This window comes from Quadrisphaera sp. DSM 44207, assembly GCF_900101335.1.
Taxonomy (GTDB): Bacteria; Actinomycetota; Actinomycetes; order Actinomycetales; family Quadrisphaeraceae; genus DSM-44207.
The window spans coordinates 597430-620634 of the sequence record NZ_FNKA01000001.1; the positions used below are offsets into that span (position 1 = coordinate 597430).

Here is a 23205-nt window from a genome sequence, read left to right on the forward strand (position 1 = left end):
GACGGCCGGCGCCGTTCACCCGGCCGGAGCGGGTGCTGTCGCCCGTGCGGTGCAGCGGCGCGAGCGGTGGCGTGCGTCGTCCACAGACCGGCGGTGAGCGCCAGCGGAAAACCGCCCCGAGGCGCTAGGTTCGTACACGTGTTCGAGACGGAGCCGAGCGGCCAGCACGCGGTGCTGCGCGCACGGGGCCTGGCGCTGGAGGCCGCGCGCCTGGTGCTGGGCTCGTCCGGGCTCTCGCTCACCACCAAGCAGGTGCGCTCGGCGACCCGGGCGCTGCACGAGGCGCGGCAGGCGCTGGAGGCGGCGCACCTGCACCTGGTGCGCCTGGCGCTCGACGCCGAGCCACCCGGACCTCGCCCCGGCGCCGCGACCAGGGCCTTCCTCACGCGCGAGCTGGCGTCGGCTCGGGGCGCGCCCGCTCCGACGTGGACGCCGCCCGGGCCACCGACCCCGACCGCGGCGACCTCCCGGCGGTCGGGGCGGCCCTGGCGAGCGGGCAGGTCACGCGCGAGCACGTGGACGTCGCGGTGCGCACCCTGACGCACCTGCCGGCCGCGGTGGTGCGCCGGCGCGGCGCCGAGGTGGACGTCCTGCTCGCGGAGCAGGCGCGCTCCTTCGGCCTGTCGGAGGCCCGCACGCTGGCGCGGCACCTGCTGGCCGCGGTGGTACCCGACCCCGACGACCGGCTCGACCCGGAGTCGTCCGAGCGCCGCTGCTGGAGCCGCAGGGTCGACGCCACGGGCATGGTCGTGGTCACCGGCCAGCTCGACCCGGCAGGCGGGGCGCTGTACACCGCCGTGCTCGACCACCTGAGCGCCCCCGGGCGCCCGAGCGACCCGGCTGCGAGGGGCGGCGGTGCGGACGGCGGCGCGGACGGCGGTGCGGACGGCGGCGCTCCCCCGCTGCCCGGCGTGCTCGACGCGCGCAGCCCCGGGCAGCGCTACGCGGACGCGCAGGTGGAGATGGCGCGGCTCGCCGCCTCGGCGCTCGGCGTCGGCACCCGCGCGGCCGAGCCGCCCCGGGTGGTGGTGCACTGCACTCCCGAGCAGCTGTCGCCGCCCGAGCCCGGTGCTGGCGGCGCAGGTGCTGGCGGCGCGGGTTCAGGCGGCACGGGTGGAGCAGGCGCGAGCCCCGGGGCGGCGACGTGCGAGCAGACCGGTCCGCTGAGGCCCGGCGCCCTGCAGCGCCTCGTCTGCGACGCCGTCCTGGAGCGCGTCCTGCTCGACCGCCACGGGGCCGTCGTCGAGATGCGGGCGGTCGGCCGGTTCGCCACCCGGGCGATGCGCCGGGCGCTGGCCTCCCGCGACGGCGGGTGCGTCTGGCCCGGCTGCTCGGCGCCGCCGTCCTGGTGCGACGCCCACCACGTCGTCTGGTGGACGCGCGGCGGCCCCACGGAGGTCGCGAACCTCGTCCTGCTCTGCCAGGCCCACCACACCGCCGTCCACACCGGTGAGTGGCAGATCACGATGCACTCCGGCGTCCCGTGGTTCGTGCCGCCGCGGTGGGTGGACCCGCAGCAGCGGCCGGTGCGCAACACGTTGCACACCGCGATCGCGACGGCTCAGCGCTCCGGTCGAGCACTCTCGGCGGGTCAGCAGCTGGTCCTGCCGGGTGCTGCGCCTGCACCCCCGTCACCCGGTGGGCTCGCGCCGCCCGAAGGGCCGACGCCACACGACGGGCCAGCCTCGCGGCACGGCGAGCTGCCACCGCACGAGTCGCCCCCACGGGCCGCGTGAGCCGTGCGACGCGGGTCCTGGGCGGCGCGGCACCCCGTGGTCCGGCACCCGGTGCCGCGACGCCCGATGGTGCGACGCCCGATGGTGCGACGCCCCGTGGTGCAGCACTCGGGGCGCCGCACCACCGGCTCACCGGGACGCCTGGGACGGGACGGAGGCCGCTGCCCGCGCGTCCGGCAGCTCCGTCGGCAGCTCGATGCGGCGCGCGGCCGCCGCCCGCCGCCCCGTCGGCGCCGGGCGCACGCGTGCCGCGGCGACGAGGCACGCGAGCACGACGACGCCCGTGGCCGCGGGCAGGCTCCGGTAGGTGAAGAAGGCGTGGATCTGCGAGTGGTTGCTCATCACCTCGTACCAGGCGGGCACGACGAGCGCGGGCGCGGCGAGCGCGGCCGCGAGCGCCAGCCCGCGCCACCCGTGCCGCCGCACGGCCACCACGAGCGCCGTGACGGCGACTCCGAGGGCCACCGCGATCACGAGCCCGGCCGTCGGCACGGTGTCCAGCCACGTCCGCAGGTTGGCGCGCGTCGGCGCCCCTGCGGCGTCCTCGACGAGCGTGCCGAACTGCCCGTCGAGCCGGAACCGGCCCACCTCGGCGACCCGGGCGAACACCCCCGGACCCTGCACCAGCGCGGCGACGACCCACCGCGAGACCCACGTCACCCCGTACGCGACCGGCCACGCGGCCCCGGCGGCGGCCACCGCGCCGAGCACGGCCGGCAGGCGCGCGCCGCGGGCGTGCACCACCGCTCCGGCGACCGCGGCGCACATCGCCCACGACGTCGCCGGCACGGTGAGCAGGTCGACGTCGTTGAACACCGCCGCGGCCAGCCCCGCCCCGGCGGCGCCCGACGCCCACCCGCGGGAGGCGAGCACCGCCGTCCCGGCCACGCCGGCGGCCACCGCGGCCAGGGCGATGCCGTGCGTGAACGCCGTCGAGGGCAGGGCCACCGCGTTCGAGCCGACCGCGAGCGGCAGCACGAGCGCGAGCGCCGGCGCGCGCCCGAGGCGCCGCGAGAGCGCGGTGTGCGCCCACAGCACCGCGACCACGAGCAGCCCGGCGACGACCGTGCGCAGGCCCGTCACCCCGAGCAGCGCGAGCACGGGGCGGGTGAGCACCGAGTACCCGCTCCAGTAGCGGAAGTACGACGCCTCCGCGTGCAGCGCCTCCCCCGCCGCGAGCGCGCGGATCTGCGCGGCGCCGTCCTCGCACGAGCTGAGGCGGGGTCCGCCGGTGGCCAGGTGCCAGAGGCTGCGCGGGTCGTCGGGGGAGCTGACGCCGTACCCGAGGACGACGCACTCGGTGAAGCGGTCCGCGGTGCCGCCGAGGCCGTCGGGGGCGTAGGGGGCGCCGTACTCGCCGGAGTCCACGGCCCGCGCGAGCTGGGCGATGACCGGCCCGTTCGGCACGGCCTGCCCGGCGACGAGCAGCCCGAGGAAGAGCACCTGCAGCCCCAGCAGCGCGGCTCCCGCGAGCAGCAGCGTCCGCATCGCGCGCCTCAGCCCGGCGCGCGAGAGCGGGGCCCTCACGAGTCGACGCGGGAGCGCCGGGACGCCGCGCACGCCGGCGCCCGGTGGCTCAGGTACGCCAGGCGGGAGGCGTCGTCGCGGGCCCGACGGACGGCGTCCAGCACCACCCCGACCGCCGCGACCAGGGCCGCGAGCATGACGAGGGACGACGCGAGGACCGCCGTGGGGATGCGCGGCACCAGACCCGTGCGCGCGTGCTCCACGACGACGGGGACGCCGAGCACGAGGGCCGCCAGCAGCAGGAGCCCGCCGAGGAGCGAGTGCACGAGCATCGGGCGCTCGTAGTGGGCCAGGCGCGCGATCCACGTGAGGATGCGCCAGCCGTCGCGGTACGTGCGCAGCTTGCTCTCGCTGCCCTCGGCGCGGTCGCGGAAGCCGACCGGCACCTCCCGCTGCGGCACGCGCAGGTGCACCGCGTGCACGGTCAGCTCCGTCTCGACCTCGAAGCCGTGGCTGAGCGCCGGGAAGGATTTCACGAACCGGTGCGACATGGCCCGGTAGCCGCTGAGCATGTCGGTCACGGGCGCGCCGAAGATGCCGCCGACGACGCGGTTGAGCGCCCGGTTGCCGGCCGCGTGCCCGCGCCGGTACGCCGTGAGGCTGCCCGCCTGGCGCACGCCGACGACGTGGTCGTACGGGCCCTCCTCCAGGGCGTCGACGAGGCGTCGGGCGGCGGTGGCGTCGTAGGTGTCGTCGCCGTCGATGAGCAGGTACGTGTCGGCCTCGACGTCCGCGAACGCCCGCCGGATCACGTTGCCCTTGCCCGGCCTGTGCTCGTGGCGCACCTGCGCGCCGCACAGGACGGCGACCTCGGCCGTCTCGTCGGTGCTCGCGTTGTCGTAGACGTAGACCCGCGCCTCCGGCAGGGCCGTGCGCAGGTCGGTGACGACCCGGCCGATCGCGGCGGCCTCGTCCCGGCAGGGGATGATCACGGCGATGCGGTCGCGCTGCTCGGCGCGCAGGTCGGGCACACGGGGACGATAGGCAGCGCGCTCGCGGGTGTCCGGCGTTTCGGCAGGCCCGCGCTGGTCCCGCCGCTGACCCCGGTTCGCGCAGCGCCTCCCAGGCCCGCGCTCCCCTGGCCCGCGCCGCCCTCACCACGGCGACCGTGCTGGTCGGCCTCGCCGCCACGGCCCTGCCCGCCCGGGCGCTGCCGTTCGAGCGCCTCGAGGGCGCCGACCGCTACGGCACCGTGGTGCGCATCAGCCAGGACTCCTTCCCGGACGGCGCAGACGCGGTCGTCGTCGCGAGCGGCGAGAGCCTCCCCGACGGGCTCGCCGCCGCGCCGGCCGCCGGCGCCTTCGGCGCTCCCCTGCTGCTCGTGCCGAGGACCACGACGCCGGACGCCGTGCTGGCGGAGCTGCGCCGGCTCCACCCGCAGCTGGTCGTCGTCGCAGGCGGAGACGGCGCCGTCCCGCAGCCGGTGTTCGACGAGCTGGCGCGCGAGGTCCCCGAGACCGAGCGGCTGTGGGGCACGGGCCGCTAAGAGACCGCCGCCGAGCTGGCCCTGACGACGAGCGCGCTGGTGGACGGCGAGGCGCCGCCGCCCGAGGTGCTCGTCGCCTCCGGCGAGGCGTTCCGGCTGCAGACCGGTACGAGACCGCCGCGAAGGTGACCGAGCGGCTCGGTCCGCTCGACCACGACCTGCTCGCCAGCGGCGTCGCCTTCCGCGACGCGCTCGCGGGTGCGGCCGTCGGCGCGCCGCTGCTGCTCAGCCGCCCCGACTGCCTCCCCACCGCGACGGCGGACGCCTACGGGCGACTCGGCCTCGCATCCGTCACAGCTCTAGGCGGCACCAGCGCACTGAGTGACACCGCCGCTCGTGGCGACAGGTGTCCGGTCGCTCCGGCACCCCTGCCTGCGCCTGGGACCTCCAGCGTCCGTGATGGCTCGTACCTGGTCGGCCGGACCGTCCAACCAGGCCGCTACCGAGCCGAGGGCAGTCGCTCCTGCTCCTGGGAGCGTTCCTCGAGAGCGGGTGCACCCTGGCGGAGGTCATCGCCGATGACCTCGTCTCCGGTCCGGCCGTGGTGCAGATCGCTGCCTCTGACGTGCTCTTCGAGAATCAGCGGTGTGGGGAGTGGGTCGAGCAGTGACCGTCGTCGGCTGGCCCGTCGATCGCACACCAGCGCCGGGCGTCGGCGGATGAGCGACGGGGAGGCGCCGCCGCAGGCCCCGGGATGAGCCCTGCGGCGGCGCCTCCTACCTGCTGTGCCCGTGCTCAGGCGGCCGTGGTGGACCCGCCCGAGGAGGTCTCGAACACCGAGGACTCGACGTCGCCCTCGGAGGTGGAGCCGTCCGAGGAGTCCTCGCTGGACTCCTCCTCCGAGGAGTCCGACTCGTCGTCCCCGTCCCAGCCCCACGGGCCGCCGCGGTGACCGCCCCAGCCACCGCGGTCCCCGCGGTCGCCGAAGCCCTCCTCGACGAACTGCGTGACGCGGTCGGGCAGCTCGGCGAGGATCTCGTCCGCCTGCTCGCGCGTGAGGTCCTCGTCCGCGACGGCGTCCTCGATGCCCTCGGTCGCCTCCGCCACGAGGGCGTCGACCAGCTGGCTCGTCTCCACGCCCTTCTCCTCGGCCACCTCGGCGAGGCTGGCGCCGTCCTGCAGCGCGGTGCGCAGCTCCTCCTCCTCGATGCCGAGCGCCGTCGCGGCGGCCTCCAGGCCGCCCCACGGGCCGCCGTGCCCGCCGTGCCAGCCGCCCGGGCCGTGGCGCAGCGCGTCGGAGTCCTCGAGCGTCGAGGCGACCTCGTCCGCCTGCTCCTGCGTCAGCGTGCCGTCGCCGACCAGGCCGGCCAGCGCGTCCTTGATCGCCTCGACGCGGTCGCTGATCGACGTGTCGTCGCTGCTCTCGGACGACGTCGTGGCGCTGGCGGCGGGCAGGCCGACCCCCAGCGCGGCGACGCCCAGCGCCCCGGCGACGGCCGCGGCGGCCGCCTTCCTGCTCATCCTCATGGCACTCTCCCGTGCTCCGGCCCCGAGCGGTTCTCGGGACCCGTTCCACTCTCGGTCACGGAGCACAGGTGGCGCTGTGGTGGACCTGTGAAAACGGTGGGAACGCCTGTGAGCGGGAGCAGGCGGGGGTCTCACCCGTGCGCGAGGCACTGCGGCTGCGCCGCGAGCGCCTCGAAGGAGGCCGGCACCGAGCGGTACCCGAAGCCGTACGCGCCGGCGGCGGGGTTCCAGCCGCGGTAGCACTCGGCCGCGCGGCGCACCGCGTCGGCGGCGCCGGCCACGGCGTCCACCGGGCGCAGGCGCAGCCGCTCGGCGACGGTGGCGTCCTCCGCGCCGCGCTTGACGTACCAGCGCACGTCGTCCACGGCGCCCTCGGCGCGCAGCTCGCGCAGCGCCCGCCCGCAGGCGGCGTGGTCCGGGTGCGGGTCCGTCCAGGACATGGTCCGGTGCGCCGCGCCCGGGTGGCGCGCGGCGACGTCGAGCACCAGCTGCCGCACGCCCTCGACGGTCACCGCCTCCAGCGGCCGGTGCACCACCGCGCTCAGGCGCCCGCCGCCGAAGGCGTTGTAGACCCCGCAGGCGGAGCGGAACTCCCGCTCGCGGGCCTCCGCGACGGCGTCCGGGGTCAGCCGCCCGTCGACCAGCGGCCCGAGGTAGCTCTCGAGGACGGGGTCGTGGCGGGTGTCGGAGACCGGGTCGGGCGCCTCGCCGTTGAGCAGGGCGAGCATCGACGGGGAGGCGGCGCGCGTGACGAGCACGACCACCGCGGCGCGCCCGCCGGCCAGCTCGGCGCACAGGTCCAGGCCCATGGAGAGGGTCTCGTCGTCCGCGTGCGGCACCCAGAACACCACGGGTGGCCCGCCTGCGGCCTGCGGCGGCTCCTCCTCGGGCAGGGCGGCCCGCGCCGCCGGCACCGCGAGACCCGCCGCACCGGCGAGGCCGGCCAGGCCGGAGGCGAGGAAGGAACGTCGCTCCACGGCTCGGGCCCCCTGCGCTCGCGGCGCACCGGGTCGGCGCCGTCCCCCTGACCACGGCCGGCGCACCCCCGCACCTGACCCGCCGCCGGGGACGACCACCCGTCCGGGTGAACCCGGAGCGCGAGGTCACAGGGGGCGCGACGATCGGAGGAGCCGGCGCCCAGGGGTCGACGCGCCCGGGGAAGGGGTCCACGATCGGAGCCGGACCGAGTCCCGACCGCCGGAGGCCCCCGTGCGCTCAGCCCGTCCCACCGCCCTGACCGCCGCGGCGCTGCTGCTCCTGTCGGCCTGCTCCGGAGGGGGTGAGAGCGTCGACACCGGCACCGGCGGGGACGCCGGCGCGAGCGGCAGCGGCGGTGCTGGTGGTGGCGGCGGCACGCTCGTCGCCGCGATCAGCGCGCAGCCGGATCAGCTCGACCCGCACGCGAGCAGCGCCTACCCCACGTTCCAGGTGCTGGAGAACGTCTACGACACCCTCGTCGTCCCGGCCGCCGAGGACCTCACGATGCAGCCCAGCCTCGCCAGCGGCTGGACGACGAGCGAGGACGGCCTGACGTGGACCTTCGCGCTGCGCGAGGGCGTGACCTTCCACGACGGCAGCACCTTCGACGCCGCCGACGTCGTGTACTCCTACGACCGGATCGTCGGCGAGGACCTGCCGAACGCCTACCGGTTCGCCACCGTCGCGGACGTCGTGGCGCAGGACCCGCAGACGGTCGTCGTGACCCTGACCCAGCCCACGCCGCACCTGCTGTCCCTGCTCGGCTCCTACAAGGGGATGGCGATCCTGCCCGAGGGCGCCGCGGACAGCACCGACCTGGCCACCTCGGCGGTCGGCACCGGCCCGTTCACCCTGGAGGGCTCCGACCCCAGCGGCACCACCCTGGCCGCCAACCCCGACTACTGGGGCGAGGCGCCGAGCATCGACGGCGTGGAGTTCCGCTACCTGACCGAGCCCGCGGCGGCGCTGACCGCGCTGCAGAGCGGCGAGGTGCAGTGGACGGACAACGTGCCCCCGCAGCAGATCGCCGCGCTGCAGGGCGACGACGCGGTGGAGCTGGCGACCACGCCGAGCGTGGACTACTGGTACCTGTCGATGAACTTCGCCCGGCCGCCGTTCGACGACCCGGCCGTGCGCCGGGCCGTGGCCACCGCGGTGGACCGGGCCGCGGTCACCGAGGCCGCCCGCTTCGAGGCCGCGCAGCCGAACCAGACGGCGATCCCGAGGGCAGCTTCTTCTCCAACGACTACGCGCCGTTCACCCCCGACCCCGAGGCCGCGCGCCAGCTGCTCGCCGACGCCGGCGTGACCACGCCCATCACGATGGGCCTGATGGTCACCGACGAGTACCCCGAGACGGTCACGGCGGCCCAGGTGATCGCCAGCCAGCTCGAGCCGATCGGCATCCGGGTGGAGGTGGAGACCCTCGACTTCGCCACCTGGCTGGACCGCCAGGGCCAGGGCGACTTCGACGCCTTCCTGCTGGGGTGGCTGGGCAACGTCGATCCGTTCGAGTTCTACCACGCGCAGCACATCACGGACGGCTCGTTCAACTTCCAGGGCTACAGCGACCCGCAGGTCGACCAGCTGCTCACGAGCGCCGCGCGAGAGACCGACCAGGACGCCCGCAAGGCCCTCTACGACCAGGCCTCGCAGCTGATCGTGGACGACGTCTCCTACCTGTACCTGTACAACCCCGACGTGGTGCAGGCGTGGGCGCCGGGCCTGGAGGGCTACACGATCCGCGCCGACCGGGCGATCGAGTTCGAGCGCGTGGTGCTGCCCTGACCGGCTACCTGCTGCGCCGCACCGGGCAGTCGGTGCTCGTGCTGCTCGGGGTCAGCGTGCTGGTCTTCGCCCTGGTGCACCTCGTGCCGGGCGACCCGGTGCGCCTCGCGCTGGGCACCCGCTTCTCCCAGGAGGCCTACGACGCCCTGCGCGAGCGCTCAGGGCTCGACCTGCCGCTGGTGCAGCAGTACCTCACCTGGGCCGGCCGGGCCCTGACGGGCGACCTCGGCGTGAGCTTCCGCAGCGGCGAGCCGGTGACCCTGCTCATCCTCGAGCGCCTGCCCGCGACGCTGACCCTCGCGCTCGCGGCGATCCTCGTGGCGCTGCTCATCGCCGTCCCGCTCGGCACCGCCTCCGCGCTGCGCCCGCGCTCCCTCGTCGACTCCGCGGCCACGGTGGTCAGCCAGGCCGGCATCTCCATCCCGGACTTCTGGCTCGGCATCGTGCTGATCCTGCTCTTCGCCGGCACCCTCGGGTGGCTGCCGTCGGGCGGGTACGTGCCGCTGACCGAGGACCCGCTCGGGTGGGCCCAGCGCCTGGTGCTGCCGGCGTTCGTCACCGGCGTCGTCTCCGGCTCGGTGATCACCCGGTTCGTGCGCTCGAGCGTGCTGGAGGCGCTCGGCTCGGACCACGTGCGCACCGCGCGCGCCAAGGGCCTGCCGGCCCGCCAGGTGCTCACCTGGCACGTGCTGCGCAACGCGATGCTGCCCTTGGTGACGGTCACCGGCGTGCAGCTGGCGTACCTGCTCTCCGGCGTGGTCGTCGTCGAGATCGTCTTCGCCTGGCCGGGGCTGGGGCAGCTGGCCCTGCAGGCGGTGCAGGCGCGCGACTACCCGGTGCTGCAGGGCGCCGTGCTGCTCTTCGCGCTGGTCTTCCTGCTCGTCAACCTCGGCGTGGACCTGCTCTACGGCCGCCTCGACCCGCGGATCGCGCGGCGGTGAGCCGTGGCTGGTCAGGAGGTGAGCGGCTGATGGGCGCGACGTCGCTGCGCCTGCTGCTGCGCAGCCCGACGGCGCTGTTCGCGACGGCGGTGCTGCTGCTCGTCGTCGTCGTGGCCCTGTTCGACGAGCAGCTGGCGCCGTCCGGCGCCAACGACGTCTCCGTGCCCGACCGGCTGCTGCCGCCGAGCCTGGAGCACCCCTTCGGCACCGACGAGCTGGGCCGCGACGTCCTCAGCCGGGTCGTGCTCGGCGCGGCCGTCTCGCTGCGGGTCGGGTTCGTCGCCGTCGGCATCGCGCTCGGAGTCGGCACGCTCGTCGGGCTGCTCGCCGGCTTCTACGGCCGCTGGGTGGACGACGCCCTCATGCGCACGATGGACGTCCTGTTCGCCTTCCCCGCGATCCTCCTGGCGATCGCCGTCCTCGCCGTGCTCGGGCCCGGGACGACGAACGCGATGCTCGCCATCGGCGTCGTCTACGTCCCGATCTTCGCGCGGGTGACGCGGGCGGCCGTGCTCGGCGTGCGCGAGCAGGTGTTCGTGCGCGCCTCCCGCTCGGTCGGCGCCTCCGACCTGCGCCTGCTGACCCGGCACGTGCTGCCCAACGCCGCGCCCCCGATCCTCGTGCAGACCTCCGTCAGCCTCGCCTTCGCCGTCCTCGCGGAGGCCGCGCTGTCCTTCCTCGGCCTCGGCACGCAGCCGCCCGCGCCGTCGTGGGGGCGGATGCTCGCCGAGGGCCGCGGTTTCCTCGAGCTGGCGTGGTGGATGGCCGTCTTCCCCGGCCTGGCGATCTTCCTCACCGTGCTGTCGTTCAACCTGCTCGGCGACGCCCTGCGCGACGTCCTCGACCCGCGCCAGCGCACCCTCCTGGGCTCGACCGCCGCCACGACGGCGGCGACCCCGGGGCCCCCCGCGGCGCCCGCCGTCGCCGAGGAGGGCGAGCGGTGAGCGCGCCGGCCCCGGGCGCCGGGCCGCTGCTGACCGGGCCGCTGCTCGCCGTGCGCGACCTGCACGTGCGGCTGCGCACCCCGCGCGGCCCGGCCCGCGTCGTCACCGGGCTCAGCTACGAGGTCGCGCGCGGGCAGACGGTCGCGGTCGTCGGCGAGTCCGGCAGCGGCAAGAGCGTCTCGGTGCTGGCGCTGCTCGGGCTGCTGCCCGACGGCGCCACCGTCACGGGCAGCGCGCACCTGCACGGCCAGGACCTGCTCGCGATGCCCGAGGAGGCGCTGCGCCGGGTGCGCGGCCCGGGCGTCGGCACCGTCTTCCAGGACCCGATGACCTCGCTGAACCCCGTGCTGACGGTCGGCAAGCAGCTCGTGGAGGGCGTCCGGGCGCACGCGGACGTCTCCGCCGCGGCCGCCCGCGCCCGCGCCGCGGAGCTGCTCGGGGAGGTGGGGCTGCCCGACCCGCGCCGCGCGCTCGACCGCTACCCGCACGAGCTGTCCGGCGGCATGCGCCAGCGCGTGATGATCGCCATCGCGCTGTCCAGCTCGCCGTCCCTGCTGATCGCCGACGAGGCGACCACCGCCCTCGACGTCACCGTGCAGGCGCAGATCCTCGACCTCGTCGCGCGCCTGCAGGCCGAGCACGGCACCGGGGTGCTGTGGATCACGCACGACCTCGGCGTCGTCGCCGGCATCGCCGACCGGGTCCTCGTGATGTACGGCGGGCGGTGCGTGGAGGACGGCAGCGTCGACGACGTCCTGCTGCGCCCGGCGCACCCGTACACCCGCGGGCTGCTCGGCGCCCTGCCGGAGCTGGCGGACGACGTCGACGGCGGGGAGGACGGCGCCGGGGGCCCGCCGGAGCTGGCGACGATCCCCGGCGTGCCGCCCCCGCCCACCGACCTGCCGGACGGGTGCGTGTTCTGGCCGCGCTGCCCGCTGCGCGCCGACCCGCGCTGCGAGGCCGAGCAGCCGCCGCTCGTCGAGGTCGGCCCCCGGCCGCCGGACGGCGCGGCAGCCGGCGCGGTGGACGGCGCTGCGCTGCCCCACCGGGCCGCGACCTTCTGCGCGCACGCCGTTCCCGGCGCCGCGACGGGAGGGAGCTCGTGAGCGACGTCCTCGTCTCCGCGCGGGGCCTGCAGGTGCACTTCCCCGTGCGCTCCGGGGTGCTGCGCCGCACCACCGGCGCGGTGCGCGCCGTCGACGGCGTCGACCTCGACGTCCTGCGCGGGGAGGCCCTGGGCCTGGTCGGGGAGTCCGGGTGCGGGAAGTCCACGCTCGGCGACGCGCTGCTGCGCCTGGTGGAGCCGACCGGCGGACGCGTCGTCTTCGACGGCGCGGACGTGACCGCGCTGAGCGGGCGGGCCCTGCGCTCGCTGCGCCGGCGCGCGGGCATGGTCTTCCAGGACCCGTTCGCCTCCCTCGACCCCCGCCGCACCGTGGCGCAGACCGTCGCCGAGCCCCTCGAGGTGCACCGGCTGCGGGCAGGGAGGCGCGAGGTCGCCGCGCGCGTGGGCGAGCTGCTCGAGCTCGTCGGCCTCGACCCCGCGGTCGCCTCCCGCTACCCGCACGAGTTCTCCGGCGGGCAGCGCCAGCGCGTCGGCATCGCCCGCGCCCTGGCCGGCGAGCCGGACTTCCTCGTCTGCGACGAGGCCATCGCCTCCCTCGACGTCTCCGTGCAGGCGCAGGTGCTGAACCTGCTGCGGCGGCTGCAGCGCCAGCTCGGGCTGACGCTGCTGTTCATCTCCCACGACCTGGCCGCCGTGCGGCACCTGTCGGACCGCATCGCCGTGATGTACCTCGGCCGCGTCGTGGAGGTCGGGCCCGCCCGCCTGGTGGGCCGCGACCCGCAGATGCCCTACGCGCAGGCGCTGCTGTCCGCCGTCCCGGTGGCCGACCCCGTCCGGGAGCGGGCGCGCCAGCGGATCGTGCTGCGCGGCGACGTCCCCTCCCCCGCCGCCGTGCCGAGCGGCTGCCGCTTCCGCACCCGCTGCCCCTCCGCCTTCCAGCCCTGCCCGGACGTCGACCCCGCGCTGCAGCCGGTCGGCCCGCCCGGCTCCGGGCAGCTGGCGGCGTGCCACCTGCACGGGGTGGTCGGGACGCGCGCTCAGGCGGACGCGCAGGCCGCGGTCCCGGCGTCCTCGAAGTCCCCGCCCTCGACCGGGACGAACTCCCAGTCGTAGCGGTCCGGGTGCAGCGTCAGCGCCAGGACGCCGAACGTGTCGTTCTGGCGCACCTGCGTGGCCTCGTCGGGGTCGTCGAGGCCGTGGAAGCTGTCCCCGCCGGTGCCGACGACGAACGACGTCAGGCCCTGCTCGTCCTCGACCCCGTCCGCCGTCAGGGGCGCCGTGCGCTCGTAGTAGTGGGCGTGGGCGCCGAGGACGACGTCCGCTCCCGCGGCGTCGAGGACCTCCCAGACGGCCTCCATGGAGTCCTCGTCACCGTGGTTGCCGTCCGAGGCGAAGCGGGGTCGGTGCGCGTAGGCCAGCGTGCACCGCGCGTCGCTGGCAGCGAGGTCCTCGCGCAGCCACTCCAGCTGCTCGGAGTCGTCGTCCAGGCACCCCCCGCACTCGCTGTCGAGGGCGACCACGTGCCACTCCCCCACCTCGAAGGAGCGCCAGGGCGCGTCCCGGTCGCCCGCGGCCGCGCCGAAGTAGGCGTAGTACCCGTCGCCGTCGTCGTCGCGCATCTCGTGGTTGCCGATCACCGGGTGGGTGACGTCCTTCAACCGCCCCCAGGTCGGGTCGTAGGAGGCCTCGAAGTCCTCGAGCTCACCGTCCGGGTACTGCAGGTCGCCGAGGGCGAGGACGGCGTCCGGGTCCACCGACGCGGCGGCCTCGGCGGTCGCCGCGTGCTGGCAGGAGTCGTCCTCCACCGGCTCGTCCGGTGGGCAGGCGACGTCCCCGACGGCGACGACGACGGGCGCCCCGCCCGCGCCCGCGCTGCCCGCACCCGCGTCGTCCTGGGCCGCGCCGTCCTGGGTCGCGCCGGGGTCGCTGGCGGCCCCGCCGGCGGGCCCGGCGCGCTGGAGGGCGAGCGCTGAGGCGCCGAGCAGCACCACGGCCACGAGGATCCCCAGCGCGACCAGCACCCGCCTGCCCCGCGTCCGCGTTCCCGCCACCCGGACATCCTGCCCGCGGGGCCGCGCCGCGGCACCGGCGCCGCCCCGCGGGCAGCGGCGCCGGTGCCGGACTCCTAGCGCCCGGCCTCGGGGAGCAGCGCGGGCGAGCTCGGCCGGCCCGGCGTGAGGTCCTCGACGACCACGTCGTCGGGGCGGGTCGGGGAGACCCGCCCCTGCGGGTAGGGCAGCGCGTCGCCGAAGAGCGTCCGGTACGCGAGGCGGTAGACGTCGACGTTGTCGAACCGGTCGTGCAGCTCCGCGTCCAGGACGTCGGCGTTCAGGCCCTCGGCCCGGGTGACGATGCCGCCGGAGAGGTCGTCGGTGGCGGCCCAGGCGACGCCGAACGGCAGGCGCTGGCCGAACTGGTCCGGCTCGGTCAGGAACGGCGCGGTGTCGCGGCCGTAGCGCCCGTCGAGGGTGTTCTGGGGAACCTCCGGCGTCGCCGGGTCCTCGTCGTCCTCCTCCAGGGCGGGGTTGACGTCGACGCTGCCGACGGTGGCGGGCACCTCCTCGTCGGCGTTGAAGCCGACGACCTCGATCCCGCCCGCCGCGCTGTCCGCGGCGGTCAGCACGAGGGTGTCCTCGTCCCGGCGCACCTGCTCGCGCGCCACCCCGATCATCCGGTCCGCGGAGCGCGCCTCGACCAGGGCGCCGATGGCGTTGTCGCTGTTGGCGAAGTTGTCGGTGCCCTCGACCTCCCACACGGTCGCGAAGGGCTTGCCCACCGCCTCCGCGTGCGCGCTCAGCACCGCGGTGGCGAGCTCCGCCATCTCCGGGGCCGTCGGCGGGCGGTAGCCGGGCGTGCCGGGCTCGGACCCGTAGAGGACCAGGTTCGTCTCCTTCGCGTCCTCCGGGACGCTCGGGTCCACCAGGCCGCGCTGGACCAGGGACTCCTCGGTCTCGGCGTTGAAGACGTCCGCGGCCGCGAACAGGGCCAGCACCTCCAGCCCGGCCGGGTCGACGTCGCCGGCGTCGACCGCCTCCTGCAGCGCCTCGAACTCCGCGCGGGTGCGGATCAGGGTGTACCCCTCGTCGACCGCCGCCTGGGCGAGGTTCAGCCCGTCGGTGCGCGCCCCGCCGGTCTGCGCCGGGTCCTCCGCCTGCTCCAGGGTGTCCCCGGCGGGGCGGTGGACGACGCAGGTGGTCGGGATCGTGGCCACGCCGCCGCCGTCGTCCTGCGCCGACAGGGCCGCCTCGACCTCCTCGGGGGTGCAGAAGGGCGTGCCCTCGGGGAAGAACAGCGCCTCGCCGCCGCCCATGATCACCACCGGGTCGGCGTCGGCCTCGTCGAACCCGGGGCGTCCCTGCACCTGCTGGCGCGCGATCTCCAGCGCGGCGGCGTCCGTGCGCTCCCCCACCTCGGTGAGGAACGCGGCGGTGCCCGGCTCGGCGACGTCGCCGTCGTTGACCACGCCGATCGGGTGCCCGGCGTTGCCGGCCTCGCGCAGCCAGCTGCCGGGGTAGCCGGACAGGCCGAGGATCGGGCGCGCCACCGCCTCGCCGTCCACGGTGTTGTCGCCGGCGAGGACGTCCTCGTCCCCGGTGTCCTGCCCGAAGGAGTCGGGCCCGTCGACCTTGAACCCGAACGCGTGCGTGGTGGCCCCGCCGTTGGAGGTGCCGACCAGCTGGTCCGCCATGTGCCCGCGGTAGGGCGCGGACTCCGCCAGGCGGTCCCACTGCAGGAGCCCGTCCGGGCCCTCCCAGTAGGCGCGCGCCGCGGACCAGTACGCCAGGTCCGTCCCGTCGGGGTGGATGAAGATCATGTTTCCGGTCCGGCCGCGGTCGCCGCCGGTGCCGGACGAGTCGCCGTCCGCGTGCTCCGCCAGCCCCGGTGCGAGACCCACCGCCCCCGCCACCGGCAGCGCCACGGCTGCCTGCCACCTCCGTCGCACGAGTGCACCCCCTCCGCTCGACACCCCGGTCCGGACGGCCCGGGCGCGCAGCACTCGACCAGCCCCCGTCGACGCCCGGGCGAACAGCGGAGGAACGGACCGCGGTGCGCACCCGTCCGTCGCGCACGGCCGTGCGCCGTTCCAGTGTCCGCGCGCTCCGCCGCGCCCGCCTGGCGACGTCCGCCGGTGGTGGGTGAGGCGCCGCCGTCCCGGGGTAGGAGCGCGCCGTGGAGGGTGGAGGGTTCGATCTCGAGGAGGGCCTGGCGGACGTCGTCCAGGTGCTCGTGCTCGTGGTGGAGGCGTGCGGCGCCGCCGTGATCATCATCGGGGCGGTGTGGGCGTTCCTGCGGTTCGTCGTCCTGGGGCTGCGCCGCAGCAGCGCCCGCGGGTTCGTGCCGGTGCGACTCACGCTGGGGCGCTTCCTGGCCCTGGGGCTGGAGTTCCAGCTGGCCAGCGACATCCTCAGCACGGCCGTGGCGCCGTCCTGGGAGGAGCTGGGCAAGCTCGCGGCGGTCGCGGCGATCCGGACGGGGCTGAACTACTTCCTCGCCAAGGAGATCGCCGAGGAGCGCCGCCAGGTGGAGGAGGAGCAGCGCGGCGAGGGCGCGCAGTCCCGGGCGGGCACGCCGGCCCCGCCGTGACGGCGCTGCTGGACCTCGTGGCCCTCGGGATCACGGCCGCGGGCATCGCGGCCGCGGGCGTCGTGCTGGGCTCGACGCGCCGCCCCGCCGCGGCGCTGCCGGTCTTCCTCGAGTTCCTGCTCGCCGCGGGGCTGCTGCGCCTGGCCGGCGACCCGACCTGGCAGCGGATCGTCACGACCGCCGTGATCGCGCTGCTGCGCAGCATGGTCGGGCGCGGGCTGCGCTACGGCGCCACCGCCTGGACGTCGGCCGCGTGGACCCACCCGGTGCCGCGGCGGCAGGCCCCGACCGAGCGCTGACCCCGACCGGGCGCTGACCCCGAGCGCAGGGCCACCAGGACCGCGCGCTCGGGGTCGTGCGCTCGGGGTCGTGCGCTCGGGGTCGTGCGCTCAGGACCGCGCGCTCACCCCGCCCACGCCGGCCTCCTCCGCTGCCTGCTCGGGGGAGTCGGCGTCGGTCGAGACCCGGGCCAGCCCGGCCTTGAGGGCCCGGGCGATCCGCACCACGCGCCGCGCCTGGTACGCCGCGGCCGCCAGCTCCACCTCACCGGGCGGGGTCGCCCCGTTGTTGCTGGTGTGGGAGGTGCCGTAGGGGTTGCCGGCCTGGAACTGGATCGGGTCGGTGTAGCCGGGCGCCACGAGGATCCCGCCCCAGTGCGCGATGACGTTGTTCAGCGAGAGCAGGGTCGACTCGTGGCCGCCGTGAGCGGTGCCGATCGAGGTGAACGAGGAGTAGACCTTGTCGGCCAGCTTCCCCTGCGCCCACAGCCCGCCCGTGGTGTCGATGAACTGCTTCAGCTGCGCCGCCGGCAGCCCGTACCGGGTCGGGGTGCCGAAGAGGACGGCGTCGGCGACCTCGAGGTCCTCCAGGGAGGCCTCGGGCACGTCCTGGGTCTCCTGGCGGTGGGCGGCCCAGCCCTGGTTGCTGGCGATGGCCTCCTCGGGCGCCAGCTCGTGCACCTTGCGCAGGCGCACTTGAGCCCCCTCGGCCTCGGCGGCCTCCGCCACGGCCCGCGCCAGGCGGTGCACGCTGCCGGTGGCGCTGTAGTAGATGATCGAGACGGTCAGCTGGTCGGCCATGGCGGTCCTCTCGTCGGTGCCGTCCTGCGGCGGGCAGGACGCCCGCCGAGCAGTCGTTGAAGCCTCAACGTACGGTCCGTCCCCGCCGTCCGCTCGCGGAGCCGGGACCCGACCGACGGCCCGGGCCCCGGGCCAGGTCGCGCATCGCCGTCAGGTAGCGGCGGGTGTAGTGCCGCTGCACCGCGCGCGAGAGCGGCGGCAGCACCCGGGCGTCGAGGGTCTGCAGCGCGGAGAACACCGTGAGGCGGAAGACCACGGCGCCGGACGCCGCGCGCTCGACGACGAAGGCCTCCTCGCCCCGCTCGGGATGGCCCGGCAGGGTTCCGTAGGCGAAGCCGCGCCGGTCCGGCTCGTGCACGGTGCGCACGACCCGGCACGGGGCCAGCCGCCACAGCGGCCCCAGGGGGACGGCCAGCACCACCGTCGTCCCCGGCTGGGCGGCGGGGGTGCCCGCCCGCACCAGGAGCCCCGCCCGCGAGTGCATGCGCCACCCGAGCAGCTGCTCCGCCGCCCGCGCGAACGCCTCCTCACCGCGGCCGAGGGGGACCTCCCGCCGCACGTGCGCGTAGCCGGAGGGCAGGTCGCCCGCGGTCGCGCCCACCTCCGGGTAGGTGAGGTCCTGGCCCTCGGCGTGCTCCAGGGCCGCCTGCAGCCGGACCGGCGAGGGACGGCCGATGCTGAGCACCCGACCACCCTGGCACCCCGCGATCGTGCCGTCATGCTGCGGGGCCGCGGCTCCGGGAGGCCCTGGTCGGGCGAGGCGGTCGCGCCACCGCGGCGAGCGCGGCGAGGGCGAGCGCTGCCTGCGCCGCGAGCAGGAGCGGTGGCGCGCTGGCGACCAGCAGCGCGACGACCACGGGCACCGAGCCGACCACCGCCAGGTCGGGGCCCTGGGCCAGCACCGCGCCGGCGCCCGGCGGGACCGCGCCCATCGGGGTGGACACGAGCGGCCCCGCGAAGTCCGGCAGGGCGCGGTACGCGGCGCGCACGGCCGCGGCTGCCCACACCGGGGCGGCGAGCGCGCCCAGCAGCAGCCACTCGCCGCCACCCGGGGAGCGCCCGGCCACCGCCGCGAAGACCACCAGCGACCACCCCACGAGCACCAGGGTCGGCACCACCAGGCGGCAGCGGCGCACGGCGTGCTGGCCCAGCGGCAGCAGGGCGTCGAGGACGGGGACCACCTGGGCCTGGCGGGCGCCGTCCGCCGTCGCCAGCGCCGCCGCGTAGGCGCCGACGAGGACGGCGCCGACGGTCAGCCACGGCGAGGGCTGCGCGACGGCCACCGCCGCCACCGCCAGGCAGGCGGTGGCGGCCAGCTGGACCAGGTGGCGGGGCGTGCGGGCCAGGAGCAGGGCGTCGGAGGTGATCAGGGCCAGGGCCGGGCGCCACGCTCGCGGTGCGCGCGCGAGCCACGGCATCGACGCGGAGGTGCGGCGCTGGGAGCGCTGGGTCCGCTCGGTCAGGGCCCGGCCCAGGGCGCGCGTGTCCAGGGACAGCACCGCCTCCAGGGCCTGGCCGGTCACCGACCCGCGCTCGCGCAGGGCGGCGTCGCGGATCAGGCAGGAGCGGCGGTCGAGGACTGCCGCGAGGACGCCCGCGAGGAGCACCGCCGCCGCCGCGGCGGCGAGGACGCCGTCCTCCACCGGCGCGGGGAGCTCGGCGCCGGCCAGGGCGAGGAGGACCCCGGCGAGCGGGACGGCGCCCAGCGCGACATCCGCCGCCGTGCGGGCCCGCCGGGCGGTGGTCGGACCGGCCTGGGCGAGACCGAGGCCGAGCACGACCGCGCTGGCCGTCCCGGCGCCGGCGACGGCGCTGAGCGCGAGGACGCGCAGGCCCGGCGCCGGAGCGAGGGCGAGGGCCGTCGCGGCCCCCAGCGGAGCCCCCAGCACCGCCGCCGCCGCGGGCCAGCGCAGCACCGCCGGGCGCAGGAGGGAGCGCCGGTCCGCCGGCAGGGGCAGCCACCACGCCGCCTCGGGAGCCGACAGCGAGACCGGGCCCAGGCGCGCCGCCAGGCCCGCGAGCGCTGCCAGGGTCGCCAGGGCGAGCAGGAGCGTGATCCACCCGGGGTCGAGGCCGGCGCCCGGGGGCGCGGGCCGCGCGGCGGCGCCGGCGCCCGTCTCGGCGGATACCGACAGCACCATCGCGCTCGACAGCACCAGTGCCACCAGCGCCGTGTACACCTCGGTGAGCAGCTCAGACCACCCGCCCGTGGACCGCGAGGAGGAGGACCGCCGGGTCCATCGGCGCAGGGCTCGCCCGCTCGGGACGCCGGCGCTCACAGGGCCTCGATCGCGGCGGCGGCCGCGTCGGGCTCGACGACCTCGGCCGAGCCCTCGGTGATCAGCAGCCCGCAGGTGGCGGCCCCGAGCACGACCGCGGGGTCGTGGGTCGCGAGCAGCACCGCTCCCCCGATCTCGCGCTCCTCGACCAGCCGCCGGATCAGCGCGCGGCGCATGCCGGCGTCCAGGCGCTGCTCGGGCTCGTCGAGGACCAGCAGCGAGCGGGGCCGGGCGAGGGCCGCGGCCAGGAGCAGGCGGCGGCGCTGGCCGGAGGACAGCGCCGCCGGCAGCGCCTCCGCGCGGGCGGTCAGCCCGAACTCCTCGAGCAGGGCGTCCACCACCTCGGCGGGCTCCCCGACCCCGTGGCCGCAGCAGGTGAGCAGCAGGTGCTCGCGCGCGGTGAGAGCGGGGAAGAACGCGTCGTCCCCGAGGTCGGCGGCCACGGCGGCGCGGAACTCGACGGATCGCTCGTCCACGTCGCGTCCCAGCACCTGCAGCTGGCCGGCGAGCGGGTCGAGCAGGCCGACGACCGTGCGCAGCAGCGTGGACTTCCCGGCGCCGTTGGCGCCCACGACCGCCACGGCGTCCCCCGGGCGCACCGCGAACGTGACCGGCGGGCACACGGGCAGGTCGTGACCGATCCCGAGCTCCACGGCCCTGACCAGCTCACCGCCCGCCCCCGGTGCGACCACGGGCGACGACCCTAGAGGAGGCGGTCCTGGAGGCGCGGCCGTGGACGGCGGCCCTGGAGCAGCGGCCGGGTCCGGCTGCGGGCTCAAGGCCGCGGGCGAAGCGGCCGACATCACCGAGGAGCGCAGGGCGCCCCGGCCCTGCAGCACCGCCCGGAGCCCTGGAGCCGCGCCCGTGAACCTGTCCCGCCTGAAGGTCGGCCACCGCATCGCGGCCGGCTTCGCCCTCGTGATCTTCGCCATGGTGGCCGTCACGGCCCTGGGCGTCAGCCGCGTCGGGCAGATCAACGACCACCTGACGACGATCAACGACGTCAACGCCGTCAAGCAGCGCTACGCGATCAACTTCCGCGGCAGCGTCCACGACCGAGCGATCAGCCTGCGCGACGTCGTCCTCGCGCAGACCCCGCAGGAGGTGCAGGCGTCCCTGGACGAGATCGACGCGCTGGCCGCGAAGTACGCCGAGTCCGCCGAGCCGATGGCCGCGCTCTTCGCCGACCCCGCCGCGACCACCGAGGAGGAGAAGGCCGCGCTGGCCGAGATCCAGCGCGTGGAGGGCGTGGGGCTGCCCCTGATCCAGCAGGTCAGCGACCTGCGCACGGCCGGTGAGACGGAGCAGGCGCGCGCGCTGCTGCAGGAGCAGGCCGCGCCGGTGTTCACCGAGTGGCTCGCGGCGATCAACGTGCTCATCGACCTCGAGGAGGCGATGAACACGGTGCAGGCGCGCGACGCGCGCGCCATCGGCGACGGGTTCCTCGTCGTCATGCTCGTCGTGACCGCCGCGGCCACGGCGCTCGCCTCCGTGGTGGCCTGGCGCGTCGCGCGCAGCATCACCCGGCCCATGGCCGAGGCGGTCGCGCTCTTCGAGGCCGTCGCGGACGGCGACCTGACCCGTCGGCTGGACAGCGCCTCCAAGGACGGACTGGGCGAGATGGGGGCCCACGTCAACCGGGCGCTGGAGAAGGTCGGCGGCGTGATGAGCGCCGTGGGCGCCGGCGCGCAGAGCCTCGCGGCGACGAGCGGGCGCATCGACGAGGTGTCCTCCCGCATCGCCGCCCGCGTGGGCGAGTCCTCGTCGCAGACCGCGGTCGTGGCCACGGCCGCCGAGGAGGTCTCGCGCAACGTGCAGACCGTGGCCGCGGGCACCGAGGAGATGGGCGCCAGCATCCGGGAGATCGCCACCAACGCCAACGAGGCGGCCGGTGTCGCCTCCCGGGCGGTGAGCGTGGCGTCCTCGGCCACCAGCACGGTCGCGAAGCTGGGCGAGTCCTCCGCCGAGATCGGCGACGTCGTGAAGGTGATCACCTCCATCGCGGAGCAGACGAACCTGCTCGCCCTGAACGCCACCATCGAAGCGGCGCGGGCCGGTGAGGCCGGCAAGGGGTTCGCCGTCGTCGCCAACGAGGTCAAGGAGCTGGCCCAGGAGACGGCCAAGGCCACCGAGGACATCGCCGCCCGGGTGGAGACGATCCAGGCCGACACCACCGGCGCGGTGGAGGCGATCGAGGAGATCTCCTCGATCATCACCTCCATCAGCGACTTCCAGACCACCATCGCCTCGGCGGTGGAGGAGCAGACCGCCACCACCGGGGAGATGTCCCGCTCGGTGGCCGAGGCGGCCAGCGGGTCCGGCGAGATCGCGGCCAACGTCGTGGGGGTCGCGGCGTCGGCGCAGGCCATGACCGAGTCCGTCGCGGACTCGCGGGACGCCGTGGCGCAGCTGGCGGAGGTCTCCGGCGAGCTGCAGCGCCTCGCGGCCCAGTTCCGGGTCTGAGACCCGGCCCGACCAGGAGCGGGGCCGCGCGACCACCCGGTCGCGCGGCCCCGCTCCCTCACGTCCTCACCGCGCAGACCACCAGCGCGAGGGCCAGCAGCCCTGTGCCGGAGCACACCGCCGTCGTGACCGCGAGCAGCCGTCCGTCGGGCAGGTGTCCGCCGGTCGGCTGCCCGTCGAGCGGCTGCCCGTCGAGTGGCTGCCCGCGCGTGCCGGCGCTCCCCGTCAGCCGCGCGGAGGTGGTCGCGTAGCGGCGGGCGCCCGCCATCCACACCCCGGCGGCCACCAGCAGGCCGACGAGCGCCGCGGCGTGCGCCACCGCGCCGACGTGCACGGCCAGCAGCCGCCCGCCGCCGACCGCGGCGACGACGAGCGCGAGCGCGGTGCGCCGCCACGACAGCGCCGTGCGCTCCGGCTGCAGGCCGGGGTCGAAGACCCCTCCGCGCTCCCCCGCCCGCCCCGGTGCCACCGCCTCACCCCAGCAGCAGACCGAGGACGACGAGCACCCCGGCGACGAGGACGCCGAGGGCCAGCGGGCCCGACAGGCGCACCGCCGGCAGGGGCCGGCCCTCGCGCAGCGCCGTCTCGATGCTCACCCACCCCAGCCACGCCTGCAGCGGTGCCAGCGCGCCCAGGACGACGAGCAGCAGCGCCGCGGCCAGGCGCAGCCGCGGCTGCAGCGGCAGGCTCAGCGCCTCCAGCGCCACGCCCGCCGCCATCAGGGCCAGCGCCGTGCGCACCCAGGAGAGGAAGGTGCGCTCGTTCGCCAGCGAGAAGCGCGGGTCCGGCTCGGTGCCGCGCGCGTAGACCCACCGCGGCCAGCGCCGGTCGCCGCCCGGGTGCGCGTCGGGGGGTGCCTCGCTCACGC

Annotated in this window: 23 protein-coding genes and 1 pseudogene; 12 read left to right on the plus strand and 12 right to left on the minus strand. The window is 76.6% G+C overall.

Annotation, left to right across the window (positions count from 1 at the left end; translation table 11 throughout):
• Positions 1–138 precede the first annotated feature (138 nt).
• Positions 139–540 (plus strand): hypothetical protein, encoded by a 402-nt coding sequence (locus BLS82_RS15555; protein ID WP_176818892.1) that lies wholly within the window; start codon positions 139–141, stop codon positions 538–540.
• Positions 426–1736, plus strand: coding sequence for an HNH endonuclease signature motif containing protein (locus tag BLS82_RS02760; protein WP_092861362.1), 1311 nt, complete (start codon positions 426–428; stop codon positions 1734–1736). The genes BLS82_RS15555 and BLS82_RS02760 overlap by 115 nt, the downstream gene beginning before the upstream one ends.
• A gap of 129 nt (positions 1737–1865) precedes the next feature.
• Here the strand turns inward: BLS82_RS02760 and BLS82_RS02765 are convergent, their stop codons facing one another.
• Together BLS82_RS02765 and BLS82_RS02770 are read right to left on the minus strand one after the other, a co-directional pair.
• A complete protein-coding gene (locus BLS82_RS02765) occupies positions 1866–3224 on the minus strand; it encodes a hypothetical protein (RefSeq protein ID WP_092861364.1) in 1359 nt (452 codons plus the stop codon).
• Positions 3225–3259: 35 nt separating this feature from the next.
• Positions 3260–4234: a glycosyltransferase gene (locus tag BLS82_RS02770; RefSeq protein ID WP_218123471.1), complete on the minus strand. Its 975-nt coding sequence runs from the start codon at positions 4232–4234 to the stop codon at positions 3260–3262.
• Positions 4235–4371: 137 nt separating this feature from the next.
• On the opposite strand from BLS82_RS02770, the gene BLS82_RS02775 reads away from it, so the two are divergent.
• Both BLS82_RS02775 and BLS82_RS16690 read left to right on the plus strand, forming a co-directional pair.
• The gene (locus tag BLS82_RS02775; protein ID WP_176818893.1) at positions 4372–4749 is read left to right on the plus strand and encodes a cell wall-binding repeat-containing protein; all 378 of its coding nucleotides are present in this window, start codon (positions 4372–4374) and stop codon (positions 4747–4749) included.
• On the plus strand, positions 4731–5447 hold the full coding sequence (locus BLS82_RS16690) for a cell wall-binding repeat-containing protein (protein WP_092861368.1): 717 nt from the start codon (positions 4731–4733) through the stop codon (positions 5445–5447). Before BLS82_RS02775 ends, BLS82_RS16690 begins: the two co-directional genes overlap by 19 nt.
• Positions 5448–5484: 37 nt before the next feature.
• Here the strand turns inward: BLS82_RS16690 and BLS82_RS02785 are convergent, their stop codons facing one another.
• Both BLS82_RS02785 and BLS82_RS02790 read right to left on the minus strand, forming a co-directional pair.
• Positions 5485–6210, minus strand: coding sequence for a hypothetical protein (locus BLS82_RS02785; protein WP_092861370.1), 726 nt, complete (start codon positions 6208–6210; stop codon positions 5485–5487).
• Between the two features lie 137 nt (positions 6211–6347).
• Positions 6348–7193, minus strand: coding sequence for a PIG-L family deacetylase (locus BLS82_RS02790; RefSeq protein WP_092861372.1), 846 nt, complete (start codon positions 7191–7193; stop codon positions 6348–6350).
• 232 nt (positions 7194–7425) lie between these two features.
• On the opposite strand from BLS82_RS02790, the pseudogene BLS82_RS02795 reads away from it, so the two are divergent.
• The 5 genes and pseudogenes from BLS82_RS02795 (at position 7426) to BLS82_RS02815 (ending at position 13045) form a co-directional block, all read left to right on the plus strand.
• Positions 7426–8981, plus strand: a pseudogene (locus BLS82_RS02795) (ABC transporter substrate-binding protein).
• Positions 8978–9922 carry an ABC transporter permease gene (locus tag BLS82_RS02800; protein WP_092862656.1) on the plus strand — a complete coding sequence of 315 codons (945 nt, stop codon included), beginning with the start codon at positions 8978–8980 and terminating at the stop codon, positions 9920–9922. Before BLS82_RS02795 ends, BLS82_RS02800 begins: the two are co-directional and overlap by 4 nt.
• Before the next feature lie 29 nt (positions 9923–9951).
• Positions 9952–10866: an ABC transporter permease gene (locus BLS82_RS02805; protein ID WP_092861374.1), complete on the plus strand. Its 915-nt coding sequence runs from the start codon at positions 9952–9954 to the stop codon at positions 10864–10866.
• Positions 10863–11972, plus strand: coding sequence for an ABC transporter ATP-binding protein (locus BLS82_RS02810; protein ID WP_255378063.1), 1110 nt, complete (start codon positions 10863–10865; stop codon positions 11970–11972). The genes BLS82_RS02805 and BLS82_RS02810 overlap by 4 nt, the downstream gene beginning before the upstream one ends.
• The gene (locus BLS82_RS02815) at positions 11969–13045 is read left to right on the plus strand and encodes an ABC transporter ATP-binding protein (protein WP_218123472.1); all 1077 of its coding nucleotides are present in this window, start codon (positions 11969–11971) and stop codon (positions 13043–13045) included. The genes BLS82_RS02810 and BLS82_RS02815 overlap by 4 nt, the downstream gene beginning before the upstream one ends.
• Here the strand turns inward: BLS82_RS02815 and BLS82_RS02820 are convergent.
• Together BLS82_RS02820 and BLS82_RS02825 are read right to left on the minus strand one after the other, a co-directional pair.
• Positions 12970–13983, minus strand: coding sequence for a metallophosphoesterase family protein (locus tag BLS82_RS02820; RefSeq protein WP_092861376.1), 1014 nt, complete (start codon positions 13981–13983; stop codon positions 12970–12972). The genes BLS82_RS02815 and BLS82_RS02820 overlap by 76 nt on opposite strands.
• Positions 13984–14057: 74 nt before the next feature.
• On the minus strand, positions 14058–15851 hold the full coding sequence (locus tag BLS82_RS02825) for an alkaline phosphatase (RefSeq protein ID WP_218123473.1): 1794 nt from the start codon (positions 15849–15851) through the stop codon (positions 14058–14060).
• Between the two features lie 251 nt (positions 15852–16102).
• Here BLS82_RS02825 and BLS82_RS02830 point away from each other — a divergent pair, with 251 nt between their 5' ends.
• Together BLS82_RS02830 and BLS82_RS02835 are read left to right on the plus strand one after the other, a co-directional pair.
• Positions 16103–16516: a DUF1622 domain-containing protein gene (locus BLS82_RS02830; RefSeq protein WP_092861378.1), complete on the plus strand. Its 414-nt coding sequence runs from the start codon at positions 16103–16105 to the stop codon at positions 16514–16516.
• A complete protein-coding gene (locus BLS82_RS02835) occupies positions 16513–16815 on the plus strand; it encodes a DUF1622 domain-containing protein (protein WP_143028726.1) in 303 nt (100 codons plus the stop codon). The genes BLS82_RS02830 and BLS82_RS02835 overlap by 4 nt, the downstream gene beginning before the upstream one ends.
• 90 nt (positions 16816–16905) lie before the next feature.
• On the opposite strand, the gene wrbA is transcribed toward BLS82_RS02835, so the two are convergent.
• From wrbA to BLS82_RS02855, 4 genes are all read right to left on the minus strand, one after another.
• The gene (wrbA, locus tag BLS82_RS02840; RefSeq protein WP_092861380.1) at positions 16906–17595 is read right to left on the minus strand and encodes an NAD(P)H:quinone oxidoreductase; all 690 of its coding nucleotides are present in this window, start codon (positions 17593–17595) and stop codon (positions 16906–16908) included.
• A gap of 64 nt (positions 17596–17659) precedes the next feature.
• Entirely contained in the window at positions 17660–18280 is a 621-nt protein-coding gene (locus BLS82_RS02845) for a DUF1990 family protein (RefSeq protein WP_218123474.1), read from the minus strand.
• Between the two features lie 31 nt (positions 18281–18311).
• Positions 18312–19760 (minus strand): DUF6297 family protein, encoded by a 1449-nt coding sequence (locus BLS82_RS02850; protein ID WP_143028727.1) that lies wholly within the window; start codon positions 19758–19760, stop codon positions 18312–18314.
• A gap of 110 nt (positions 19761–19870) precedes the next feature.
• A complete protein-coding gene (locus BLS82_RS02855) occupies positions 19871–20566 on the minus strand; it encodes an ABC transporter ATP-binding protein (RefSeq protein WP_218123475.1) in 696 nt (231 codons plus the stop codon).
• A 172-nt stretch (positions 20567–20738) separates the two neighbouring features.
• Here BLS82_RS02855 and BLS82_RS02860 point away from each other — a divergent pair, with 172 nt between their 5' ends.
• Positions 20739–22337, plus strand: a complete 1599-nt coding sequence (locus BLS82_RS02860; RefSeq protein WP_143028728.1) for a methyl-accepting chemotaxis protein — start codon at positions 20739–20741, stop codon at positions 22335–22337.
• 58 nt (positions 22338–22395) lie between these two features.
• Here BLS82_RS02860 and BLS82_RS02865 read toward each other — a convergent pair whose 3' ends face one another.
• Positions 22396–22806 (minus strand): DUF202 domain-containing protein, encoded by a 411-nt coding sequence (locus BLS82_RS02865; protein WP_092861386.1) that lies wholly within the window; start codon positions 22804–22806, stop codon positions 22396–22398.
• Positions 22807–22810: 4 nt separating this feature from the next.
• A complete protein-coding gene (locus BLS82_RS02870; RefSeq protein WP_092861388.1) occupies positions 22811–23203 on the minus strand; it encodes a YidH family protein in 393 nt (130 codons plus the stop codon).
• Between the last annotated feature and the right edge of the window lie 2 nt (positions 23204–23205).

Bases quoted from the DNA above. Each gene is read 5' to 3' on its own strand.
- BLS82_RS02765 (WP_092861364.1), bottom strand. From the start codon at position 3,224: ATGCGGACGCTGCTGCTCGCGGGAGCCGCGCTGCTGGGGCTGCAGGTG.
- BLS82_RS02785 (WP_092861370.1), bottom strand. From the start codon at position 6,210: ATGAGCAGGAAGGCGGCCGCCGCGGCCGTCGCCGGGGCGCTGGGCGTC.
- BLS82_RS02805 (WP_092861374.1), top strand. From the start codon at position 9,952: ATGGGCGCGACGTCGCTGCGCCTGCTGCTGCGCAGCCCGACGGCGCTG.
- wrbA (WP_092861380.1), bottom strand. From the start codon at position 17,595: ATGGCCGACCAGCTGACCGTCTCGATCATCTACTACAGCGCCACCGGC.